At 41.9% G+C, this 21,008-nt stretch carries 19 protein-coding genes; 5 read left to right on the top strand and 14 right to left on the bottom strand.

All coding sequences use genetic code 11. The features are described from left to right. Positions 1-2: 2 nt before the first annotated feature. Positions 3-1,121: a sporulation integral membrane protein YtvI gene (gene ytvI, locus NSU11_RS13545; RefSeq protein WP_024426142.1), complete on the top strand. Its 1,119-nt coding sequence runs from the start codon at positions 3-5 to the stop codon at positions 1,119-1,121. A gap of 26 nt (positions 1,122-1,147) precedes the next feature. Here the strand turns inward: ytvI and NSU11_RS13550 are convergent, their stop codons facing one another. The 7 genes from NSU11_RS13550 to dnaE form a co-directional block, all read right to left on the bottom strand. Further along, the gene (locus NSU11_RS13550) at positions 1,148-1,537 is read right to left on the bottom strand and encodes an FxsA family protein (RefSeq protein ID WP_024424793.1); all 390 of its coding nucleotides are present in this window, start codon (positions 1,535-1,537) and stop codon (positions 1,148-1,150) included. Positions 1,538-1,635: 98 nt separating this feature from the next. Beyond that, the gene (pyk, locus tag NSU11_RS13555) at positions 1,636-3,396 is read right to left on the bottom strand and encodes a pyruvate kinase (protein WP_024426143.1); all 1,761 of its coding nucleotides are present in this window, start codon (positions 3,394-3,396) and stop codon (positions 1,636-1,638) included. 27 nt (positions 3,397-3,423) lie between these two features. Continuing rightward, positions 3,424-4,383, bottom strand: a complete 960-nt coding sequence (pfkA, locus tag NSU11_RS13560) for a 6-phosphofructokinase (RefSeq protein ID WP_024424794.1) — start codon at positions 4,381-4,383, stop codon at positions 3,424-3,426. 341 nt (positions 4,384-4,724) lie between these two features. After that, on the bottom strand, positions 4,725-5,702 hold the full coding sequence (gene accA, locus NSU11_RS13565) for an acetyl-CoA carboxylase carboxyl transferase subunit alpha (protein WP_024424795.1): 978 nt from the start codon (positions 5,700-5,702) through the stop codon (positions 4,725-4,727). Next, positions 5,687-6,562, bottom strand: a complete 876-nt coding sequence (gene accD / locus NSU11_RS13570; protein WP_024424796.1) for an acetyl-CoA carboxylase, carboxyltransferase subunit beta — start codon at positions 6,560-6,562, stop codon at positions 5,687-5,689. The genes accA and accD overlap by 16 nt, the downstream gene beginning before the upstream one ends. Before the next feature lie 303 nt (positions 6,563-6,865). Continuing rightward, positions 6,866-8,098 carry a malic enzyme-like NAD(P)-binding protein gene (locus tag NSU11_RS13575; RefSeq protein WP_025092260.1) on the bottom strand — a complete coding sequence of 411 codons (1,233 nt, stop codon included), beginning with the start codon at positions 8,096-8,098 and terminating at the stop codon, positions 6,866-6,868. A 141-nt stretch (positions 8,099-8,239) separates the two neighbouring features. Continuing rightward, the gene (gene dnaE, locus NSU11_RS13580; RefSeq protein WP_149126393.1) at positions 8,240-11,575 is read right to left on the bottom strand and encodes a DNA polymerase III subunit alpha; all 3,336 of its coding nucleotides are present in this window, start codon (positions 11,573-11,575) and stop codon (positions 8,240-8,242) included. A 137-nt stretch (positions 11,576-11,712) separates the two neighbouring features. Here dnaE and NSU11_RS13585 point away from each other — a divergent pair, with 137 nt between their 5' ends. The 3 genes from NSU11_RS13585 (at position 11,713) to NSU11_RS13595 (ending at position 12,848) form a co-directional block, all read left to right on the top strand. Then, positions 11,713-12,054 (top strand): YtrH family sporulation protein, encoded by a 342-nt coding sequence (locus NSU11_RS13585; RefSeq protein ID WP_024424798.1) that lies wholly within the window; start codon positions 11,713-11,715, stop codon positions 12,052-12,054. Beyond that, positions 12,051-12,554, top strand: a complete 504-nt coding sequence (ytrI, locus tag NSU11_RS13590) for a sporulation membrane protein YtrI (RefSeq protein ID WP_024424799.1) — start codon at positions 12,051-12,053, stop codon at positions 12,552-12,554. Before NSU11_RS13585 ends, ytrI begins: the two co-directional genes overlap by 4 nt. A 108-nt stretch (positions 12,555-12,662) precedes the next feature. Further along, complete coding sequence (locus NSU11_RS13595) at positions 12,663-12,848, top strand: hypothetical protein (protein WP_003216400.1); 186 nt, start codon at positions 12,663-12,665, stop codon at positions 12,846-12,848. Positions 12,849-12,900: 52 nt separating this feature from the next. On the opposite strand, the gene NSU11_RS13600 is transcribed toward NSU11_RS13595, so the two are convergent. Beyond that, positions 12,901-13,842, bottom strand: a complete 942-nt coding sequence (locus NSU11_RS13600) for a bifunctional oligoribonuclease/PAP phosphatase NrnA (RefSeq protein ID WP_024424800.1) — start codon at positions 13,840-13,842, stop codon at positions 12,901-12,903. 147 nt (positions 13,843-13,989) lie between these two features. Between NSU11_RS13600 and NSU11_RS13605 the strand changes: the two genes are divergently transcribed. Next, a complete protein-coding gene (locus NSU11_RS13605; protein WP_003216665.1) occupies positions 13,990-14,292 on the top strand; it encodes a YtpI family protein in 303 nt (100 codons plus the stop codon). 37 nt (positions 14,293-14,329) lie between these two features. On the opposite strand, the gene NSU11_RS13610 is transcribed toward NSU11_RS13605, so the two are convergent. The 6 genes from NSU11_RS13610 to NSU11_RS13635 all read right to left on the bottom strand — a co-directional run bounded on the left by NSU11_RS13610 (position 14,330) and on the right by NSU11_RS13635 (position 21,006). After that, complete coding sequence (locus NSU11_RS13610) at positions 14,330-15,652, bottom strand: CBS domain-containing protein (RefSeq protein ID WP_024424801.1); 1,323 nt, start codon at positions 15,650-15,652, stop codon at positions 14,330-14,332. 148 nt (positions 15,653-15,800) lie between these two features. Beyond that, positions 15,801-16,484 carry a metal-dependent hydrolase gene (locus NSU11_RS13615; RefSeq protein ID WP_024426146.1) on the bottom strand — a complete coding sequence of 228 codons (684 nt, stop codon included), beginning with the start codon at positions 16,482-16,484 and terminating at the stop codon, positions 15,801-15,803. A gap of 65 nt (positions 16,485-16,549) precedes the next feature. Continuing rightward, positions 16,550-17,305, bottom strand: a complete 756-nt coding sequence (locus tag NSU11_RS13620) for an SDR family oxidoreductase (RefSeq protein WP_034624202.1) — start codon at positions 17,303-17,305, stop codon at positions 16,550-16,552. Between the two features lie 95 nt (positions 17,306-17,400). Continuing rightward, positions 17,401-18,306 (bottom strand): aminoglycoside phosphotransferase family protein, encoded by a 906-nt coding sequence (locus tag NSU11_RS13625; protein WP_342493629.1) that lies wholly within the window; start codon positions 18,304-18,306, stop codon positions 17,401-17,403. Positions 18,307-18,424: 118 nt separating this feature from the next. Then, entirely contained in the window at positions 18,425-19,798 is a 1,374-nt protein-coding gene (gene argH / locus NSU11_RS13630; protein ID WP_342493630.1) for an argininosuccinate lyase, read from the bottom strand. Beyond that, a complete protein-coding gene (locus NSU11_RS13635; RefSeq protein WP_024424806.1) occupies positions 19,795-21,006 on the bottom strand; it encodes an argininosuccinate synthase in 1,212 nt (403 codons plus the stop codon). Before NSU11_RS13635 ends, argH begins: the two co-directional genes overlap by 4 nt. Positions 21,007-21,008: the final 2 nt, after the last annotated feature.

The following is a 21,008-nucleotide window of genomic DNA, read 5'->3' on the forward strand; positions in this document are numbered from 1 at the left end:
GTGTGAATCACGCCTATGTGGCCATTTTTTTGCGAAGTTTGATGATGATCAGCATTGCTGTTTTTGCTGTTGTCTTTTTATATCAGTCTTTTCCGTTTTTATATCCTTTTTGGATTGCCCTTATTGTGTCTTGTTTGATTCATCCTGCCGTATGCAAAATCGAAGAGATCACCGGAATGCCGAGAGGATTTGTTGTGGTCATTGTGCTCTTGCTCTTTTTAGTCGCAGCTGCCGGGTTAATGACGCTTTTAGTTGCGGAAATCATTTCAGGAAGTGCTTATTTGGCAAAAGTGCTGCCTGGCCATCTTGATCAAATGATTGGTATTTTAGAGCAATTTTTCACAGACAAGATTCTGCCTTTATATCATGATATGACGGCCCAATTTAATACGCTTCAAGCAGGTCAAAAGGAATCGATTTTGGGACAAATTCAAGCACTCGGTGATGAAGCGGCCGCAAAAATCGGGACTTTTCTTTCGAAAACACTCGAGCTTATTCCAGCGTTTTTAGGTCTTTTGCCTGATGCAGCAGCCACTCTGTTGTTTTCTGCTCTCGCAACTTTTTTTATCACGAAAGATTGGTTTACGTTAAAAACATATGGCTCACGTATCTTTCCCGCAAAATGGATGCAGCATACACGCGCCATTTTATCTGAAATCAAAAAAGCCATTACCGGCTTTATGAAAGCCCAGCTCCTACTTGTGGCCATGACGATTGGTATTGTATTGATTGGACTCATCATTTTAAAAGTTGAGCACGCCCTTGTGATTGCTTTATGTATTGGGCTCGTCGATTTACTTCCATATATCGGGAGCGGCACTGTTTTTCTACCGTGGATCATTTATTCTGCTATGACAGGAAATCTTTCCCTTGCCATTGGGCTGGGCATTTTGTATATTGTCGTTCTCATTCAAAGACAAATATCAGAGCCAAAAGTCTTAAGCAAATCCATCGGACTTAATCCTTTAGCAACGCTTGTGGCGCTATTTGTCGGGTTAAAATGGTTTGGTTTTCTTGGACTTGTGATTGGCCCTGCTTCCCTTGTCGTGTGGCAGGCGTTCCGTAATGCAGGAGTTTTCAGAGATATTTATGAGTACATTCGGTATGGCATGCAAAAATAAAAGAGACCTTCAGCCTGAAGGTCTCTTTAACGAATGATCGTGTAGCGGTTACGATTAGACATGTTTCTAAGCCAGCGTTCAAAGAGCGGCTTGATTCCCTTTCTCGTCACCGGAATGAGCAGCAAAGCCCCAATGAGATCCGATAAGAAGCCTGGAATGAGCAGCAGCAGACCGCCGATTAGAATGCAAAAACCATCGACAATCGCTCCCCCTGGCATCTTTCCATATTGCAAATCTCGCTGCACTTTTTGGAAGGCTTCTATTCCTTGTTTTCTTGCGAAATAAGCACCTAAGGCACTTGTCAGCACGATGAGCAGCATCGTTGGCAAAATGCCAATGATTTTACTTGAGATTAAAAATAAACTAATTTCCACCGCAGGGAACAGAATTAATAATAGTAGAAAATATTTCTTCAACCATATCACCTCATGGGGTATCTTTCATGAAAGCTGTTTACTTTTTTTAGTGTAACATAAAAAAAGAGAGGAGTCAGACAACTCCCCTCTAGTATGATTTAAAGGACGCTTGCACGGCCTTTGTAGATCGCTCCGCGTGCTGGATCTACTGTAATCTCTTCGCCTTCTTTTAAAAGTGTTGTGGCGCTGTCAAGACCAACAATCACTGGGATACCAAGGCTTAGTCCAACAACTGCTGCATGGCTTGTTAAACCGCCCTCTTCTGTGATAAGGGCAGATGCTTTTTCTAAAGCTCCCATCATATCACGATCTGTGCAGTTTGCAACTAGGATCGCACCATCGTACATTTTTTCTTCTGCTTCTTTTCCGCTTTGTGCAATGACAACCGGTCCAAATGCAGATTTACGGCCAATCCCTTGACCTTTCGCAATGATGTCACCGACAACATATACTTTCATTAAGTTCGTCGTACCTGTTTCACCAACTGGCACACCTGCTGTAATGACAATTAAATCGCCGTGTCTTACATAGCCTGTTTCAATTGACTTTTCTACTGCATTCTCAAGCATTTCATCAGTAGATGTCGTTTTTGATCCGCTCTTTGCAAATACACCGAATACGAGTGATAGCTTTCTCGCCACTGATTCGTTTGCAGTAACTGCTACGATTGGTGCTTTTGGTCTATATTTTGAAATCATTCTTGCTGTATGTCCGCTTTCCGTCGGTGTCACAATCGCTGCTACATCAAGCTTCATTGCTGTATGTGCAACAGATTGACCGATCGCGTCTGTAATGCTGACTTCTACTTCTTCGCTTCTGCGGGAAAGAATGGCTTTATAGTTTAGTGCTTCTTCTGAACGTGATGCAATGTTGTGCATTGTTTGTACAGCTTCTACTGGATATGTTCCTGCTGCTGTTTCACCAGAAAGCATAATCGCATCTGTGCCGTCAAAAATAGCATTTGCCACGTCACTTGCTTCCGCACGGGTAGGACGTGGGTTACGCTGCATGCTGTCGAGCATTTGAGTCGCTGTAATGACAGGCTTGCCTAAACGATTGCATTTTTTGATCAGCATTTTTTGAACAAGCGGTACTTCTTCTGCCGGGATCTCTACACCAAGATCTCCACGCGCAACCATTAAACCGTCAGATACCTCAAGGATCTCGTCGATGTTATCAACACCCTCTTGGTTTTCAATCTTAGGGATGATTTGAATATCAGTCGCATTGTTCTTTTCAAGAAGCTCACGAATTTCAAGAACATCAGAAGCTCGTCTCACAAAAGAAGCTGCGATGAAATCGACGCCTTGTTCAATTCCAAACAGAATATCATTGGCATCCTTTTCTGTAATACCTGGCAGGTTCACACTGACGCCAGGGATGTTGACGCCTTTTTTGTTTTTGAGCGTGCCTGTATTCATGACTTTAGTGACGATTTCTTTGCGGTCCTTGTTAATTTCTTTTACTTCTAAACCAATCAGACCATCATCTAATAGAATCGTTGAACCTACTTCTACATCATGAATTAAATCTTCGTATGTCACACTAATTTTTTCCGTATTTCCAACAATGTCTTCCATACTCACGATAAGATCAGCACCAGCGACTAGCTCAATTGAGCCGTTTTCAACTGTACGTGTACGGATCTCTGGACCTTTTGTATCTAGAAGGATCGCAATGTCCTTGCCTAATGTTTTACCTGCTTTACGTATGTTTTCAATGCGTGCACCATGCTCTTCAAAATCTCCATGGGAGAAGTTTAGTCTGGCTACATTCATTCCTGCTTCAATCAATTCAGTCAGCTTTTCAATGCTTTCACTTGCTGGACCGATTGTACAAACGATTTTTGTCTTTCTCATTACTGTTCCTCCTAAGGTCTTCTCGTTTTATATAGAGAGCTCTTGTGAAAGTCGGTACATATTTTTATCGACTGTATGTTTTTTATCTAAGATTTCTAAAATATCGTGATGAACGAGTTCATTGCTTTGAATGCCTACACAGCGTCCGCCTTGTCCTTCAAGAAGAAGCTCGACTGCATATGCTCCTAAGCGGCTTGCCAGTACACGGTCAAACGCACTCGGAGAACCTCCGCGCTGAATATGCCCTAAGACAGATACACGTGTTTCAAGGCTTGTCTCCTCTTCAATCCGCTTACCAAATTCAACACCGCTGCCTACGCCTTCTGCAACGATGATGATACTATGCTTCTTGCCGCGTTCGTGACCTCTTCTTAACCTAGCAATAATTTCGTCCATGTCATAGTCTGCTTCAGGAATCAAAATAGATTCGGCTCCGCCTGCAAGACCTGACCAAAGGGCAATATCACCAGCATGTCTTCCCATTACTTCCACTACGTATGTACGTTCATGAGATGTGGCTGTATCACGAATTTTATCAATGGCATCAATGACAGTATTCAGTGCTGTATCAAAGCCAATAGTGAAATCAGTACCTGGAATATCGTTGTCAATCGTGCCTGGAACACCTACACATGGAAAACCGAGCTCTGTTAATTTCTTTGCTCCCATAAATGACCCGTCTCCACCAATGACTACAAGTCCTTCAATACCGAATTTTTTTAAGTTTTCAATTCCCTTTTCACGACCTTCAACTGTCTTGAATTCAGGACATCTTGCCGTGTAAAGTTTTGTTCCTCCACGATGAATGATATCGCCTACTGAACCTATTTCGAGTTTCTCAATTTTACCGTTAATTAGACCCGAGTATCCATTATAAATACCGTAAACTTCAACATTATGGTAAATTGCTTTCCTTACAACTGCGCGCACAGCTGCATTCATTCCTGGGGAATCCCCACCGCTTGTTAAAACTCCTATACGCTTCATCTTTTTCACCTCAGAGACCATATATGAATTAAACATACCATTTCCACTGCTTGAAAACAATCATGAGCAAATTTGGATGTTTTCAATACGAATTTCTAAAACCGTACTTATTATACAATTAAATAAACCGTTTTTAAACAAAAGTTAAGAACGTCATGAAAGCAAATCTCTCTGAAATCTGTAAAGGCAAGTGCTATAAACCTTGTCATATCAAGGTTTTCAGACGTTTCAAATTTTATGAAAACAAAAGAAAATTATTTTCAAATAGCGCTTACATGAAGACGGTTTTCATGAAAAAAGATGAAAAAAATAAACGCCAGCCAAAAAGGCTGTACGTTTATTTAGTTTACCCCAATATATTGATTTTCAATCGAGACTTTCCCGATTGCTTTGTATTTTTCATATCTTTGTTCGACTAGTTCTTCAGGCGTTAGTTTGAGCAAAGATGTAAGTGACTGTTTTAATGTTTTTTCCATGTAAGCTGCTTGTTGTTTCACGTCTCGATGTGCTCCACCTTGCACTTCTTTAATAACATCATCTATAATATCTAATTCTTTTAGGTCTGGAGCGGTAATTTTCATTGATTCTGCAGCTTTTTTCGCAAGTGATGAGTCCTTCCAGAGCAGTGCTGCTGCACCTTCAGGTGAAATCACTGAATATGTTGAGTTTTCTAGCATGAATAGGTGGTTTCCTACGCCTAAGCCTAGTGCGCCGCCGCTTCCGCCTTCTCCAATGACAATACAGACAACCGGTACACGAAGTCCTGCCATTTCGAATAGGTTTTTCGCAATTGCTTCACTTTGTCCGCGCTCTTCAGCTGCTTTACCAGGATAAGCTCCTTTTGTATCAATAAAGCAAATGATCGGGCGATTAAATTTATCTGCTTGTTTCATCAAGCGCAGCGCTTTACGGTAGCCTTCTGGATGAGGCATTCCGAAATTACGGCGCAAGTTTTCTTTTGTATCTTTACCGCGCTGATGGCCAATAACCGTGACAGGAAGCCCTTTAAACGTGGCAATTCCTCCAACGATCGCTTCATCATCACCATAAAAACGGTCACCGTGACATTCGAAAAAGTTGTCAAACAGCTCTTGAATGTAATCGAGAGTTGTTGGGCGCATCGCATGCCGAGCAATCTGCACTCTGTCCCACGGCTTTAAATTTGTATAAATGTCTGCTTCAAGCTTACTCAGACGTGTTTCAAGGCGCTCAATTTCTGCACTTAAATCCATTTCTGAGTTTTGTGTGAACTTTTTCAGTTCATCAATTTTCGCTCGAAGTTCAATGACAGGTTTTTCAAATTCTAATTCTCCAGCCACTCTCGTTCACCTCCTGTGCTGTGTAGTGCTAAGATTCGGCCTAGTGTTTCTTTCATTTCTGCACGATGAATCACAGCATCAAGCTGTCCATGCTTCATTAAAAATTCAGCCGTCTGGAAGTCCTCTGGCAGGTCTTCACGAATCGTTTGTTCAATGATTCTGCGGCCTGCAAAACCAATTAAAGCACCAGGTTCTGCAAAATTGTAATCACCGAGAGACGCAAAACTAGCTGATACACCGCCAGTTGTTGGGTTCGTCATCACAGAGATAATCAAACCTTGATCCTCGCTGAACAGTTTTAATGCTGAACTTGTTTTTGCCATCTGCATGAGACTGAGAATTCCCTCTTGCATTCTCGCTCCGCCAGAAGCAGTAAAGATAATAAATGGCACCTTGTCCGCTTTTGCTTTCTCGATCGCCAGCGTGATCTTTTCACCAACAACGGATCCCATGCTGCCCATACGGAACGTGGCATCCATGACAGCAATCACAGCACTTTGGCCTTCAATTTCACCTTTACCTGTGACAATGGCTTCATTCAAAGATGTTTTTTCTCTGTCTTTCTCAAGCTTTTCTTCGTAGCCTGGGAAACCGAGCGGGTTTGATGAAATAAGGTGCCCGTTAAATTCTTCAAATGTGCCTTCATCTACAAGGCTTTCAATACGCTGTTTTGCATTCATTTGCAAATGTCTGCCGCAATTCATACAAACACGTAAATTTTTATCTAGTTCTTTGGTGAGCATTATTTTTTTACATTGCGGACATTTGGTCATGATGCCTTCAGGCACATCTTGACTTGCCTGTTCAGAGGGTACAGATGCATATTTTTTCTTTTTACTGAAAATATTCTTGATTGACAAATGACTACCTCCCTTTTTGAAGGGTTTTTTCTTTACACGCACATCCACTATTATAGGACATGTCATAACTGTACCGAAACTATTGTACTTTTTTTGTCAAACGCTGTCATCCTTCATTCAATTTTTTCAGTGGGGAATTGATGAGAAATGAGTATGTGTTTGGGGCGCTGAGCAGTTGATATGTTTGAATTGTGAACGTCTACAAAAAAATCTCATTCCGGATGAAAAAATTTTCGCGTAAGAGAGGAAATGGTGCACGTTTTTCTCCAGTTTCAGAAAGAACGTGCACACTTTTCCAGTTGATTATTCGCCGATAATCGTTAATTTTCTTGTTTTTTCAGCGACAGCCTCTGGGTCGACCTTGATTCTTGCAACGCCAGTTTCCATTGCTGCTTTTGCCACCGCTTTTGCTACCGCTGGTGCTACGCGTGCATCAAATGGTGCAGGGATGACATATTCAGCTGACAATTCTTCATCTGAAACAAGAGACGCAATCGCTTCAACAGCTGCGATTTTCATTTCTTCGTTAATGTGAGTTGCACGTACATCTAATGCTCCGCGGAAAATTCCTGGGAATGCCAGTACGTTGTTCACTTGGTTCGGGAAGTCAGAACGGCCAGTTCCTACAACACTTGCTCCTGCTGCATGTGCATCTTCTGGCATGATCTCTGGATTTGGATTAGCCATAGCAAAGATGACAGGATCTTTTGCCATTTTTCCAACCATTTCTTTTGTTAAAGCGCCTGCTACAGAAACCCCGATAAAGACGTCTGCGCCTTCAATGACCTCTTCTAATGAACCTTCTTTGCGGTCTTGGTTCGTGAATTTAGCTACTTCGTTTTTCACTGCATTCATACCGTTCGGGCGGCCTTCGTAAATAGCACCTTTCGTATCACACATAATGATATCACGTACACCGAAATGATAAAGAAGCTTGATAATCGCAATTCCTGCTGCTCCGGCGCCGTTTGCCACTACTTTAATTGAAGACATGGATTTTCCAGATAGCTTCAGCGCATTCACAAGTCCTGCTACTGTCACAATCGCTGTTCCGTGCTGATCATCGTGGAAAACTGGAATGTTTGTCTCTTTTTTCAAGCGCTCTTCGATGATAAAGCAGTTAGGCGCTGCAATATCTTCAAGGTTCACACCGCCAAAAGTCGGCTCAAGAAGCTTCACTGTTTCAACGATTTTGTCTACATCATTCGTTGCAAGCGCGATTGGGAAGGCATCTACGCCTGCAAAGCTTTTGAATAATACAGCTTTCCCTTCCATTACTGGAAGAGATGCTTCTGCACCAATATTTCCAAGTCCTAAAACAGCGCTTCCGTCTGTGACAACAGCGACCATATTGCCTTTCATTGTATAATCATACACTTTGCTTGTGTCGTCATAAATATCCTTACATGGTTCTGCAACACCAGGTGAATAAGCCAAGCTCAAGTCTTTCGCATTTTTCACTTGTACTTTTGATTTTGATTCGAGTTTGCCTTGATTCTCTTTGTGCATATGTAATGCTTCTTCTCTTAATGACATGTGATGAACACTCCTTCAAGTGGAAAATGATTTAATGATTTGCTAAGTTGATAAGCACATACTGGCAGTTTTAAATAAACAGAATCTTTAAAATGATAACACAATAGGTGAATTTGTAAAACATATTCAGGCGATTTGTCATCATTTAATCACAACGTTTTGTTCACCGAGCAGCTCTTTTAACTGGAAAATCACAGCATGATCTGCATGAACTTTGTATGCATCTGGAAGTCTCATCGTCTTTTTTTGCTTCTCATAATACAAATAGACATCTGCTTCTCCGCTGTGCATCGAAAGGATTCGTTTTACTTGCTCTAGCAGCTCCTGCGTATGCTTCTCTTCTTTCACACGAATGTAGACAGACTCTTTTCTTTTTGCATCCATCTCTTCCAGCAAAGCAGCTTCTTGCACGATGATTTGACTGCTGTCATTTCTGACCTCTATTCTGCCTTCAACATAAAGCATGTTGCCCTCCTCAAGTAAGGGGGACAGCTTTCTAAATTGCTCTGGAAAGACGACGCCTTCCATTTCTCCCGTTTCATCCCCAAATGTAACAAATGCCATCGATTGTCCATTTTTTGTCCGAATCGATTTCACTTTTGTCAAAAGACCACCCATTGAGATTTTACGCTTAATATAGGAAGAAAGTCTGATGATTTCCACTGCACCATTCTCTCTTAAGCGGTCTCGGTACGCTTGTACTGGATGATTTGATAAATATAACCCGAGTGCCTCTTTTTCAAATTGCAGGAGATCAATAAGCGGCATTTCTTCTATCTCCGCATATTTTGGCTTAATGGAGAAGGTTGTATCCCCAAGAAAGTCCAGCTGATCCTCTGGATTTAAAAATGACACGTGATCTAACGCGATATCTATCGATGCTAATAACGAAGCACGATTGGGATAAAACTCATCCATCGCCCCTGAAAAAATGAGCGCTTCAATCGTTTTTCGGTTGACACTCTTTGGTGATACTCTTGCGCAAAAATCAAATAAATCTTCAAACGGCTTTTCCTGTCTTGCTCTGTATATATCCTTTACAGCTGACACTCCGACATTTTTGATCGCTCTTAAGCTGTAGCGGATCTCCCCTTTTTCAACCGTAAATGGAAACTCACTCTTATTAATAGAAGGCTTCAACACAGATATCCCTTTTTCCTTCGCCTCATAGAAATATTGAGCAATTTTGTCTTCATTTCCAATTACACTCGTTAAAAGACCGCACATAAAATATAACGGATAATGCGCTTTTAAATAAGCAAGCTGAAAGCCAATCATGCTATATGCAACAGCATGGCTTCTATTAAAACCATAGTTTGCAAATTTGACGATTAAGTCATAAACGTCATTTGCAATGTTAACAGGATACTCCTTTTTTAGGCATCCTTCAACAAAATGGCTTCGCTCTTCATCAAGGACCTTTTTATCCTTCTTTGAAACAGCTCTTCTTAATAGATCTGCCTCTCCCAGCTGAAAACCAGCCATCTTCGCTGCAATCAGCATGATTTGCTCCTGATAGACGATGACCCCATATGTATCCTTTAATATGTCATACAAATCAGGATGAGGATAGGAGACCTTGACTCTGCCATGCTTTCGGTCGATAAAAAGCGGGATATTTTCCATTGGACCCGGACGATAGAGGGCATTGACCGCCACGATGTCTTCTAAACTAGACGGCTTCAGGCGTCTCAGCACCTGACGCATCCCCTGTGATTCAAGCTGGAATATTCCAGTTGTATCTCCCGCAGATAACAATTCAAACGTTTTCTGATCCTCATATGATATGTCACTAAAGTTAATGTGGACGTTTTCCTGTCTTTCAATCTGGTTTTTAATGGATTCAATTAATGTTAAGTTTCTGAGCCCTAAGAAATCCATCTTTAAAAGTCCGAGATCTTCTAAATAATTCATGGCATACTGCGTTAAATACACACCTTCATGGCCGTCTTGAATTGGAACGACCTCTGTTAGCGGCTCCTCGCTCAGCACAACGCCAGCTGCATGTGTCGAGGTGTGTCTCGGTAAGCCTTCTACCTTTAAAGCAGTTTGGAAGACCTTTCGAAGCTCTTCAGATTGCTGAAGCATCGCTTTTAATTCAGAAGATGCAGTCACCGCTTCTTTCAGCGTCGTTCCTGGCTTTGATGGAATCAGCTTGGCAAGACGGTCCGCTGCCTTTGAATCAATTCCCATCACACGACCAACATCCCTTAAAGCAGCTTTTGCTGCCAGTGTTCCAAACGTGACAATTTGCGCCACATGCATATCTCCGTATTTGTCTTTTACATAAGAAATGATTTCATCTCTTCTCGTGTCGGGGAAATCAATATCAATATCTGGCATGCTGATCCGCTCTGGATTTAAGAAGCGCTCAAATAAAAGACCGTGACGGAGCGGATCGACATCTGTAATAAACAGAACATATGCAACAAGTGAACCCGCTGCTGATCCCCGTCCAGGGCCTGTGACAATCCCTTTGTCATGCGCATACTTCATAAAATCCCACACAATGAGAAAATAATCACTGAAATTCATTTTTTGGATAATGCTTAGCTCATATTCAAGCCTTTTGACGTACATGTCATTTGAAGCAATCTTTCTTTGCTTCATCCCTTCTGCACACACTCTGCGTAAAAACTGATCTGCTGTTGATTGATCAGGAGTTGGATAGGATGGGAGTTTTGTCTGCCCAAGATTTAAATCAACTTCACAGCGGTTTGCAATCTCCACCGTTCTTGTCAGCAGCTCTTGATCATCTCTATACCATTCCAACATTTCTTCAAAGGATCTGAAATGCTTTTCTCCTCGGTCTTCCTCTATCTCTGAAAGCTGCTTACCTGCTTTGATCGCTTTTAAGCACGTATAAGCCATTTTGTCTTCTCGATTGATATAGTGAACATCACCCGTCGCAACAAGAGGAATGTCTGTACTTTGTGAGACGTCCCGCAGTTTGCCGGCGAGCGATTCGTCCTGCTGAAATGGCTGAAGTGCGATATACACATGTCCCTCGCCGAATATATGCTTCAATTGGTTGGCAGCTTCACGCGCTTCTTCTAACTGATCATGCTGCAAAAGCGTTTCAATATACCCAGATGCGCCTGGTGTGATGGCAATGAGCCCGCGGTGATAGCTTTTGAGCCATTTCTCTTTCAATCCGGCTTTTGATTTTGATTTCAGCACACTGCTGATTTTGATTAGGTTTTGATAGCCTTCATTGTTTTTTGCAAGGAGTACCAAGGGATAAGCCTCTGTCTCTTGTTCATCTATGAAGACAGAAGCTGTTAAACCGATAACCGGCTTGATGCCATGTTTTTTACATTCCTTATAAAATTCAACCGTGCCATACATCACATGGTCATCGGTAAGAGCGAGCGCCTTGCAGCCAAGTTCTTTTGCTTTCAGCACAAGCTCCTTTACTTTAGCTGCACTGCTTAATAAGCTGTATCCACTGTGGACCTGAAGATGAACATAAGACATGCTTAATCCACTCCTTTCGTCTAAAGTCATTCTTTCATTATAAAACGCGATGCGATGAGAAACAAATGTTCTTTCTTTTCTGTCCGTTCATACTTGTCCAGCATACGCCATATATTGAATAGAGTGAGGTGGACAAAATGGATGTGAAGGAAGCTTTTATTCCGAATTTTATCAGCTGTTATTTTATCGCCCTTGGGGTCATTTTGGGTGGTGCTATCATAGGCGGTGTTGGTGCGTATTTATCTGGTCAGCCGCCTTTATCCATTATTACTAGTCTTGCCAACCGTTTAAAGATTTGGGCGCTTGTCGCCGCTATCGGCGGAACATTTGATGCTGTTTATAGCTTTGAACGAGGCATTTTTGAAGGAAACACACGTGATATTTTCAAGCAGATTTTATTAATTATCTCTGCCATGGGCGGTGCACAAACAGGGTATCTCATTATTACGTGGCTCACCCAGGAGCATGTGTCATCATGAGGGTGCCGGAGCTGTATAAACGCCCAGGCTGGCAGCGTTTTTTTGCAGGAATGATGTTTGGTGCGATTATAAGCTGGCTTATTTTTCTCTTTACATACGGAACCTTTCAGGAAAAGCAAGTGACACTGCTGAGAAGCCAGCAGCATCATATGGACAGTCTGAAAGAACAAATCACACTCTATCGGGAAGATTTGCATAAGTTAAATGAGGATAATAAGAAGCGGCTGCTGATCCAAAGCGTAGATGTTCATCTCGTGAATCGTGAGCAATATAAAATCCCAGAGCCAGATACGCTAAAGTTTGAAGATCAGGTCAAGGAGGATATCTCAGAAGTCATTACAAAAGATATTGAAAGTGTCTATAAAACAAAGGAATTACTAAAACGGACAGTGGAAAATAAAGAATATACCATTCGGGAAAAGGCATATCGCGCGAAAGTGACAGAGCTGACAATTTATACGAAGCTTTCACTTGAAGTACGTATTTCATTTGCTGAATAAAGAGGTTGTGGAATTTTTATGAATTTCTGCCCTCAATGATCGCTTTTCACGCTTCATTTTTATACACTAAAAGTAGAACGAGATCTTAAATAGAAAGAGGTGAGGACAATGGAGGTTTACAGCTATCGTCAAATGGCACGAGACAAAGCAAGCCGGATCAAAGACGGCATGTGTGCTTATGCTGAGACAGAAATGATGGCTCATTTAATTAAAAAAGAATTAAAGCATCAAAATCTCCAAGCCTATGAAGATTCAACAGACATCGGCTGCTGGTTTATTCCTGTATGCAAGTAACCCTTTTCTCCATGACAAAAAAAGAGAGAAGGGACTTCATATCCCTCCTCTCTTATGATGATGATTTACATACTTCCTCTAAATCACGCAAAATCTCATCTGCTACTGCCCAATCATAAATGGACGCACCGGCTGCAAGCGGGTGGCCGCCTCCATGATATTTTTTCGCAATGGTGTTAATGACGACGCCTTTAGAGCGGAATCTCACACGAATCTGATCGTTTTCTTCCACAAAAAAGACCCATGCCTTAATGCCTGCAATATTCCCTAGTGTCCCAACAAGCTGTGAGGCCTGCTGCGCTGTTGTTTGGAACGATTCCAAAATTTCACGCTTAATGAAAACAGATGCAACCCCGTTCTCTGACAAAGAAATATGTTGAAAAATATAGCCATTTAATTTCACGACATTCAAATCTGTCTCATACAATTGATTGAAAAGATCTGAAGATGAAAATGGATATTCGATAAGCTCCCCTGCATATTTGAGTGTCTTTTTCGTTGTGTTTGGGAAAAGGAAGCGGCCTGTGTCTCCTACAATGCCGGCATAGATCAATTCAGCTGCCTTTGTATTCAGCTGATATCCTTCTTCTTTCCCCTCTAAGTACAATTCATAAATCATCTCGCTCACAGAGCTTGCCTCTGTATCCACCCAAAGCAAATCACCATAAGGATCTTCATTCGGGTGATGGTCGATTTTCATCAGCTTATCGCCCATTAAATAGCGCTGATCATCGATTCTTGCTTGATTGGCCGTATCACAGACAATGACAAGGGCCCCTTTATACACGTCATCTGGTACCTCATCGAGTTCATATAAAAATGAAAGGGATGGCTCAGGCGTTCCTGTCGCATAAATATTTTTTTCTGGATAGGTGGCACGCAAGATTTCCGTAAGGCCGCACTGCGATCCATACGCATCAGGATCTGGTCTTACATGTCTATGGATGATGATGGTGTCATATAATGATATGGTTCTAATCAGTTCTTTTTTCATAAAAACTCCTTCTCATGCGATACTCTTTTTATTATTAAATCATAATCTATCGTGACGGAAAAGTGAGGAATAGACAATTTATTCTAGTAAGCAAGCCTATTTACGTTTAAAATAGGGTTGTAACCACTTACAATGGAGGCTTGGCACATGCTTGTTTTGATTGTGTTTATTATTTGTTCTGCCATGTTTTATTTATACTACAAAGCAAAAAATGTCCGTACGAACCGGCCAGTCGAGAAAAAATTCTGGTCGGCGAAATCCAGTATGGCCCTTGGCTGCTTTGTCCTGCTCTTCGGTGTGAATCAATTATTTTTAAACCGCTCGTCACTCGCATTTGTCATCGGATTTATTTTTGTTGCTGTTGGTATCGGCAGTACATGGGCTGGGTATAAAGCCTACAAGCATTATCTTCCGCTCTTTTTAAAGGAAGGCGAAAAAGATCACGCGTAATAAGGAAAGGGGCGACATGAGTTCGCCCTTTTTATCATTATCCTCTTTCCATCAGCTGCACCATCAGCATCGCTTTGCCTACGATATTCGATTGGTGATAAACCTCCACTTCCAGCTTTCCAAACTTGCGTCCTACTTCTAAAATATTCGGCTTAATCTGGATGGTGGATTCCATTTGGACCGGCTTTAAGAAATAGACAGAGAGACTCTCGACGATCAGTTCGCCCTTTTTATGAGATTTTAAGAAGCGGTTGGCAGATTCGATTAAAATTTGTGTGAACACTCCATATGAAATGTTTCCAAGCTGGTTCGTCATTTGCGGGGTAACCTCGTATTGATAAACCGCATCCGCTTTTGGTTTCTCTGTATCGGCTTCTTTAAACCCTCTTGAGACAACATCATCCAGCTTTTCTCCGACCTGCGGCTGCTTTTGAATCATTTGGAGCGCCTTGAGCACATCCTGACGGCTGATCATACCGATCAGCTTCGCATGATCATCCACAACTGGCAGCACCTCAATGCCTTCCCACACCATCATTTGTGCAGCAGAGGCGACAGATGTCTTGCCAATGACCGTCAGCGGATTTTTCGTCATCACTTTTTCAATCGGTGTGGAGCGGTCATGCCCCGCAATATCCTTTGAGGTGAGGATTCCGTGAATCTTCATTTGATCATCTGCGACCGGGAAACGGCCGTGGCCAGTTTCATAATTCTTTTCATACCATTTTTCAAGCTTATCCTCTGGTGATAAATACACGGTGCGTTCAATCGGCGTTAAAATATCTTCTACAAGCACAATTTCTTTTTTAATTAATTGGTCATAAATGGCTCTGTTAATGAGAGCCGCGACGGTAAATGTATCGTAGCTTGTCGATAATATCGGCAGCTCCAGCTCATCTGCGAGCTGAATGATTTCGTCATCTGTTGAGAATCCGCCGGTGACCAGCACAGCCGCCCCTGCCTCTAATGCCTGCCTATGGGCATTGATCCGGTTTCCGACGATGAGCAGGTTGCCAGCAGCCGTATAGCGCATCATTGCGTCCAGCTCCATCGCTCCGATAACAAATTTATTTAACGTTTTATGTAAGCCGGCGCGTCCTCCAAGGACCTGACCATCAATAACATTGACCACTTCTGCATATGTGAGTTTTTCAATATTTTCTTTTTTCTTTTGTTCAATTCGAATGGTGCCGACTCGTTCAATGGTACTGACGAATCCTTTATTTTCAGCATCTTTGATGGCCCTGTAAGCGGTACCTTCACTCACTTTCATTTCTTTCGCTATGCGCCGGACAGAAATTTTCTCTCCGACATCTAATGAATCAATATACGATAAAATTTGCTCATGCTTTGTCGCCAATCCCGTTCACCCTTTTTGTTTTCAGCGTTTTCATCTATGTTTCATTATAAGGGCAGGATGCTTTTAATAGCAATTTGTCTTTTCTTTCGGCAGATGAAGGCAAATAAAAAAAGCCGGCATTTGTGTGCCAGCTTTTTTCATATGAGGATTAAATGTCGATTGATTCCCCGCTGTTTAACACATGACCGACGCCGCCATGCAGGCTGTCTGCAAATGCATGCGGGTCCTGTTCAATTGGCGGGAATGTGCTGTAGTGAATCGGAACGACCTGTTTTGCCCGCAGCCATTCTGCTGCGATTCTTGCATCTTCCGGTCCCATTGTGAAGTTATCACCAATTGGAAGGAATGCGAGCTCAATATGATTCAGTTCACCGATCAGTTTCATATCTGAAAAGAGTGCAGTGTCTCCTGCATGATAAATTGTTTTACCCTCTGCGGTAAATAAAATACCTGATGGCATCCCTGTATACGTAATTGTCTGTGCCTCTTCATCAATGACAGCTGAACCATGAAACGCTTGCGTGAGCTTCACTTTACCAAATTCAAACTCACGTCCGCCGCCGATATGAAGCGGGTGCGTTTTCACCCCTTGCCAGCTTAAATAAACGGCAAGCTCATTTGGCGCAACGACGAGAGCGTCATTATTTTTAGCAATTTCAATGGTGTCACCAAGGTGATCTCCATGTCCATGTGTCAGTAAAATGACATCCGCTTTCACATCTTGCGGTTTGATCTCTGTATGCTTATTTCCATTTAAAAATGGGTCAATCCAAATATGATATCCGTTTGTTTCAATGTGTACAACTGAATGTCCATGATATGTAGCTTTCATGTAGTATATCCACCTTTCAATTTTGATCTCATATCATTTATTCCCTCTATAAAAAGCTGAAAAACTTAATGCCTGTGAATCACGTTAAGACCACCTGTTGCTTCAATGACGGTCCCTGTAATGAGATCTGAACGGTCATCGCATAGAAATGAAATGATACGCCCTATATCCTCTCCAGTGCCAGACCTGCCTATCGGCGTTTCATCGTCTTTGATTTGACGGGCTTTCTCTATTGTCGATTCTTTCATGTCTCCAACGATTTTGCCTGGACAAACCATATTAGCAGTGATGCCATTTTCGGCTTCTTCAATCGCAATCGTTTTCGTCAATGACGCAAGGCCCACTTTTGCCGCTCCAAAGGCTGATCTGTGCATCCAGCCTGGCGCATGGTCTGCACCTTGGAAGCCATAAGTGATAATGCGGCCAAAGCCTTGTTTTCTCATCGTTGGGATGACCATTCGGAACAAATGGAATACTGCTGATAGGTTGCCTTCTATCATTTGATACCATTCATCTTCAGAGTAATCCGCCAGTTTTTTTCGTTCAAAAATATAAGGACCGGCATTGTTAATCAAGGCATCAATCCGTCCAAATCGCTCTGCTGCCAGCTCTACCATGTTTTTCAAATCTTCTTTTTTTGTCACATCACCTTGGACAAATTGAAGCTTATCTTCGTACTGGTGTAATTCTTCTTTCATCTGCCGGACAGCTTCATCATCACTTCGATAATTCACTGTCACAGAATACCCCATATTCAGTAAAGACTCGGTAACTTTCCGGCCAAGTCCTTTAGAACCCGCTGTTATTAATGCGTGTCGCACACAATCTCCTCCTAAAGCAAAGGTTGCAAGTTCACGTGTTTCTTTTGTTATCTTTACTTTACTATAAACCGGCATCTGGCGCACTTATGAACCCTTTATCGATATGAGTCAAACAATATAGGGTGATTCATCCACATTTTCAAATCCCATGAGCCATGGATATCGAGCAGCAGAGAAACAAAACGATAGCACTCTCTCACCTCATGAAGATCACGAGGAAGCGGGCAAATCTCTTCATAGCCCAATTGAACATTGCGGGCAGCTTCTTTCGTCAAAAGGTATTCCAATGCAATAAAATCAAACGCAGCTGGTCCATATACGACATATTCTGTATCAACTAAACTCGTCACTTGATCATCTTTTTCAATATATTGAGACGGATCTAAATCAATTAAAATGAGACTTGCTGAATCAGGGGGCTTTAGCTTTTCAATCTTTTGCAGCACAATTTCTGCATAACAGTGAAATTCTTGCTGATCAGCGTAATAGCGGCCTATGAGTTTGGATACAGCCTTTTTTAACACAGCATGGAATTCTCTCAAATGCTTCTTTTCAGCTCCGTAGACTGCACCAAAAAAGTCAGTACGATATGAATGAAGATGTGCTAGTTTCCTCCCATAACCCTTATAAAAGTCTGATGAACGTCCCTCAAAAGATGTACAAGGTGTTCCTTCTACTTTTTCCATTACATAAAAATGTCTCCCTGCCTTCTTCACTTTACGAACAACTTTTGGAATATGAAAGGAATTCGTATGAGACAGCTTTTGATTGATTTGATCGATATGCTCTTGTACAGTACGGTCATCTACTTCATAGATCATCTTGATCCCAGACACAAATTCACTTTCTTCTCTTGCAGTTTTAGGAGATTTGACTACATATTCCGTTTTATCTTGTAAGGAGATCAGCCACACATCATTAGCCCGTCCGTCATATTGTTCTCCTAACGTTTTCACTGATACGAGTGGTTGATGAAACAAAGCCTCAAGCGTTTTCTTCATGATCTGCTGTCACTCCCTCTTCTGCTTGACGCAGGTATGCTTTCATTTCTCCAATGATCATCAATCTCCTTTTTCCATGACAAAAAAACCATCCGTATAAACGAATGGTTATGATAAGTTATGCCAGGCAGGCTTTTGCTTTTTCTAAAGCGAGCTGAATTTGTTTGAATCCAGTTCCGCCTGCACTTGTTCTTTTTTCAACCGCAACATATGGATCAAGAACAGTGTAAATGTCTTGTTCAAAAAGATCGCTTGCTTCTGTGAATGTTTCAAAAGAAAGATCACTTAGATAGATGCCTTTTTGAATACATGTATACACAAGCTTTCCAACGATTTCGTGTGCTTCACGGAATGGCATGCCTTTTTTCGCAAGGTAGTCAGCCACTTCTGTCGCATTTGAGAAATCTTCTTTTGTTGCCTTTTTCATGACATCTTCGTTCACTGTCATCGTTTGAATCATGCCTGTGAAGATTTGCAGGCTGCCAGCGACGGTTTTCACTGTATCAAACATGCCTTCTTTATCTTCTTGCAGATCTTTGTTATACGTAAGCGGCAAGCCTTTCATAATCGTGAGAAGCCCCATCAGGTTGCCATACACACGGCCTGTTTTCCCGCGGATTAATTCAGCCATATCCGGATTTTTCTTCTGCGGCATCATGCTGCTGCCTGTTGCATACGTATCATCGAGTTCAATGAATTTGAATTCTTGCGAGCACCATAAAATGATTTCCTCACAAAAACGTGAGAGGTGCATCATCACAAGACTGCTATTAGACAAAAACTCTAAAATGAAATCCCGGTCACTCACACCATCGAGGCTGTTTTCGTAAATATGGTCAAAGCCAAGCTGCTCTGCTGTATATTCACGATCAATCGGAAATGTCGTTCCTGCTAACGCTCCGCATCCAAGCGGCGAAACGTTAATTCGCTTCAATGAATCTTGAAAGCGCGCTTTGTCACGCTCAAGCATCCAGAAATAGGCAAGCATATGATGGGCAAACGAAATAGGCTGTGCACGCTGCAGGTGCGTATATCCTGGAAAAATCGTTTCAACGTGCTGTTCTGCCTTTTCTACAAGCACCGTTTGAAAGGAAGAGATCAGTTCAATGATATGCTCGACTTGGTTATTCAAATACAAGTGCATATCGGTTGCGACTTGATCATTCCGGCTTCTCGCTGTGTGCAATTTGCCGCCAAGCGGACCAATCTCATCAATGAGCATTTTTTCAAGGTTTAAATGAATGTCCTCATAATCGACTGAGAATTCCAGTTCATCCGCCTCTGCCTTTTTCATGAGCGTATTTAGTCCGTCTTTGATGGCAGCGGCCTCCTCATCGCCGAGGATACCGCATTTATTCAGCATACTTGCATGAGCAAGGGAGCCGGTCAGATCTTCTTTGACTAATTGTTTGTCGAAATGAATGGACGCGCCAAACTCATCGACCCATTTTTCTGGTGTTTTTTGAAATCGGCCTCCCCAAAGCTTTTTCATGCTTTAACCTGCTCCTTTTTATTCACGATGCTGTTTACTTTTGTCGGTAAGCCCCAAAGATTAATAAATCCTACAGCTGCATCATGATCGAATTCATCTGCTTTTGTATAAGTGGCTAGATTTTCATCATAAAGTGAATATGGTGATTTACGTCCTTCTACAATGGCATGACCTTTAAATAGTTTCACACGTACAACACCTGTTACGTTCTGCTGTGTTTCTTGTAAGAATGCATCTAGTGCTTCTTTAAGCGGTGAGAACCATAAGCCGTTGTATATTAATTCAGCCATTTTTTGTTCAACGATTGGTTTAAAGTGAGCGACTTCTTTGACTAGCGTTAAGTCTTCAAGCTCTTTATGCGCTTTTAGAAGTGTGACTGCACCTGGGCATTCGTACACTTCGCGAGATTTGATGCCGACAAGACGGTTTTCAACGTGATCGATTCTGCCAACACCATGCTGACCAGCGACTTCATTTAAATGAAGGATGAGATCAGATAATGAATACTGGATACCGTCAATGGCTGTTGGTTTTCCTTTTTCAAACGTGATTTCAATGATTTCAGGTGTGTCAGGCGTTTTTTCAAGTGGATTTGTCAGATCGTATGCACCTTCTGGCGGCGCAGCCCAAGGATCTTCTAAAATGCCACATTCGTTACTTCTGCCCCAAAGGTTTTGGTCGATTGAATATGGGCTGTCTAAGTTAATCGGAATTGGAATACCGTGTTTTTGTGCATAATCGATTTCTTCATCACGAGACCATTTCCATTCACGCACTGGTGCAAGAACTTCTAGGTCTGGATTTAATGCTTTAATGGATACTTCAAAACGAACTTGGTCGTTCCCTTTTCCAGTACATCCATGAGCAACTGCTACTGCATTTTCTTTTTCTGCTACTTCCACTAATTTTTTTGCAATAAGCGGACGGGATAGTGCAGATACTAGTGGATATTTTCCTTCATACATTGTGTGTGCTTGTAATGCAGTGAGTGCAAACTCTTCAGCAAATTCTTCTTTTGCGTCAATCATGTATGATTGAACCGCTCCGACTTGAAGTGCTTTTTGTTGAACGAATGCTAAATCTTTTCCTTCACCTACGTCCAGGCAGCAAGCAACGACTTCGTATCCTTGCTCTTGTAACCATTTAACTGCAACAGAGGTATCAAGACCTCCGGAATATGCTAATACGACTTTTTTATTTTGTGACATGA

Source organism: Bacillus sp. FSL R5-0712 (genome assembly GCF_038593285.1).
GTDB lineage: Bacteria > Bacillota > Bacilli > Bacillales > Bacillaceae > Bacillus > Bacillus safensis.

Coding starts and splice junctions, on each gene's coding strand:
- pyk (WP_024426143.1), bottom strand. CDS start 3,396: ATGAGAAAGACAAAAATCGTTTGTACAATCGGTCCAGCAAGTGAAAGC.
- pfkA (WP_024424794.1), bottom strand. CDS start 4,383: ATGAAGCGTATAGGAGTTTTAACAAGCGGTGGGGATTCCCCAGGAATG.
- NSU11_RS13575 (WP_025092260.1), bottom strand. CDS start 8,098: ATGTCATTAAGAGAAGAAGCATTACATATGCACAAAGAGAATCAAGGC.
- dnaE (WP_149126393.1), bottom strand. CDS start 11,575: ATGTCTTATGTTCATCTTCAGGTCCACAGTGGATACAGCTTATTAAGC.
- NSU11_RS13585 (WP_024424798.1), top strand. CDS start 11,713: ATGGATGTGAAGGAAGCTTTTATTCCGAATTTTATCAGCTGTTATTTT.
- ytrI (WP_024424799.1), top strand. CDS start 12,051: ATGAGGGTGCCGGAGCTGTATAAACGCCCAGGCTGGCAGCGTTTTTTT.
- NSU11_RS13595 (WP_003216400.1), top strand. CDS start 12,663: ATGGAGGTTTACAGCTATCGTCAAATGGCACGAGACAAAGCAAGCCGG.
- NSU11_RS13600 (WP_024424800.1), bottom strand. CDS start 13,842: ATGAAAAAAGAACTGATTAGAACCATATCATTATATGACACCATCATC.
- NSU11_RS13605 (WP_003216665.1), top strand. CDS start 13,990: ATGCTTGTTTTGATTGTGTTTATTATTTGTTCTGCCATGTTTTATTTA.
- NSU11_RS13615 (WP_024426146.1), bottom strand. CDS start 16,484: ATGAAAGCTACATATCATGGACATTCAGTTGTACACATTGAAACAAAC.
- NSU11_RS13625 (WP_342493629.1), bottom strand. CDS start 18,306: ATGAAGAAAACGCTTGAGGCTTTGTTTCATCAACCACTCGTATCAGTG.
- argH (WP_342493630.1), bottom strand. CDS start 19,798: ATGAAAAAGCTTTGGGGAGGCCGATTTCAAAAAACACCAGAAAAATGG.
- NSU11_RS13635 (WP_024424806.1), bottom strand. CDS start 21,006: ATGTCACAAAATAAAAAAGTCGTATTAGCATATTCCGGAGGTCTTGAT.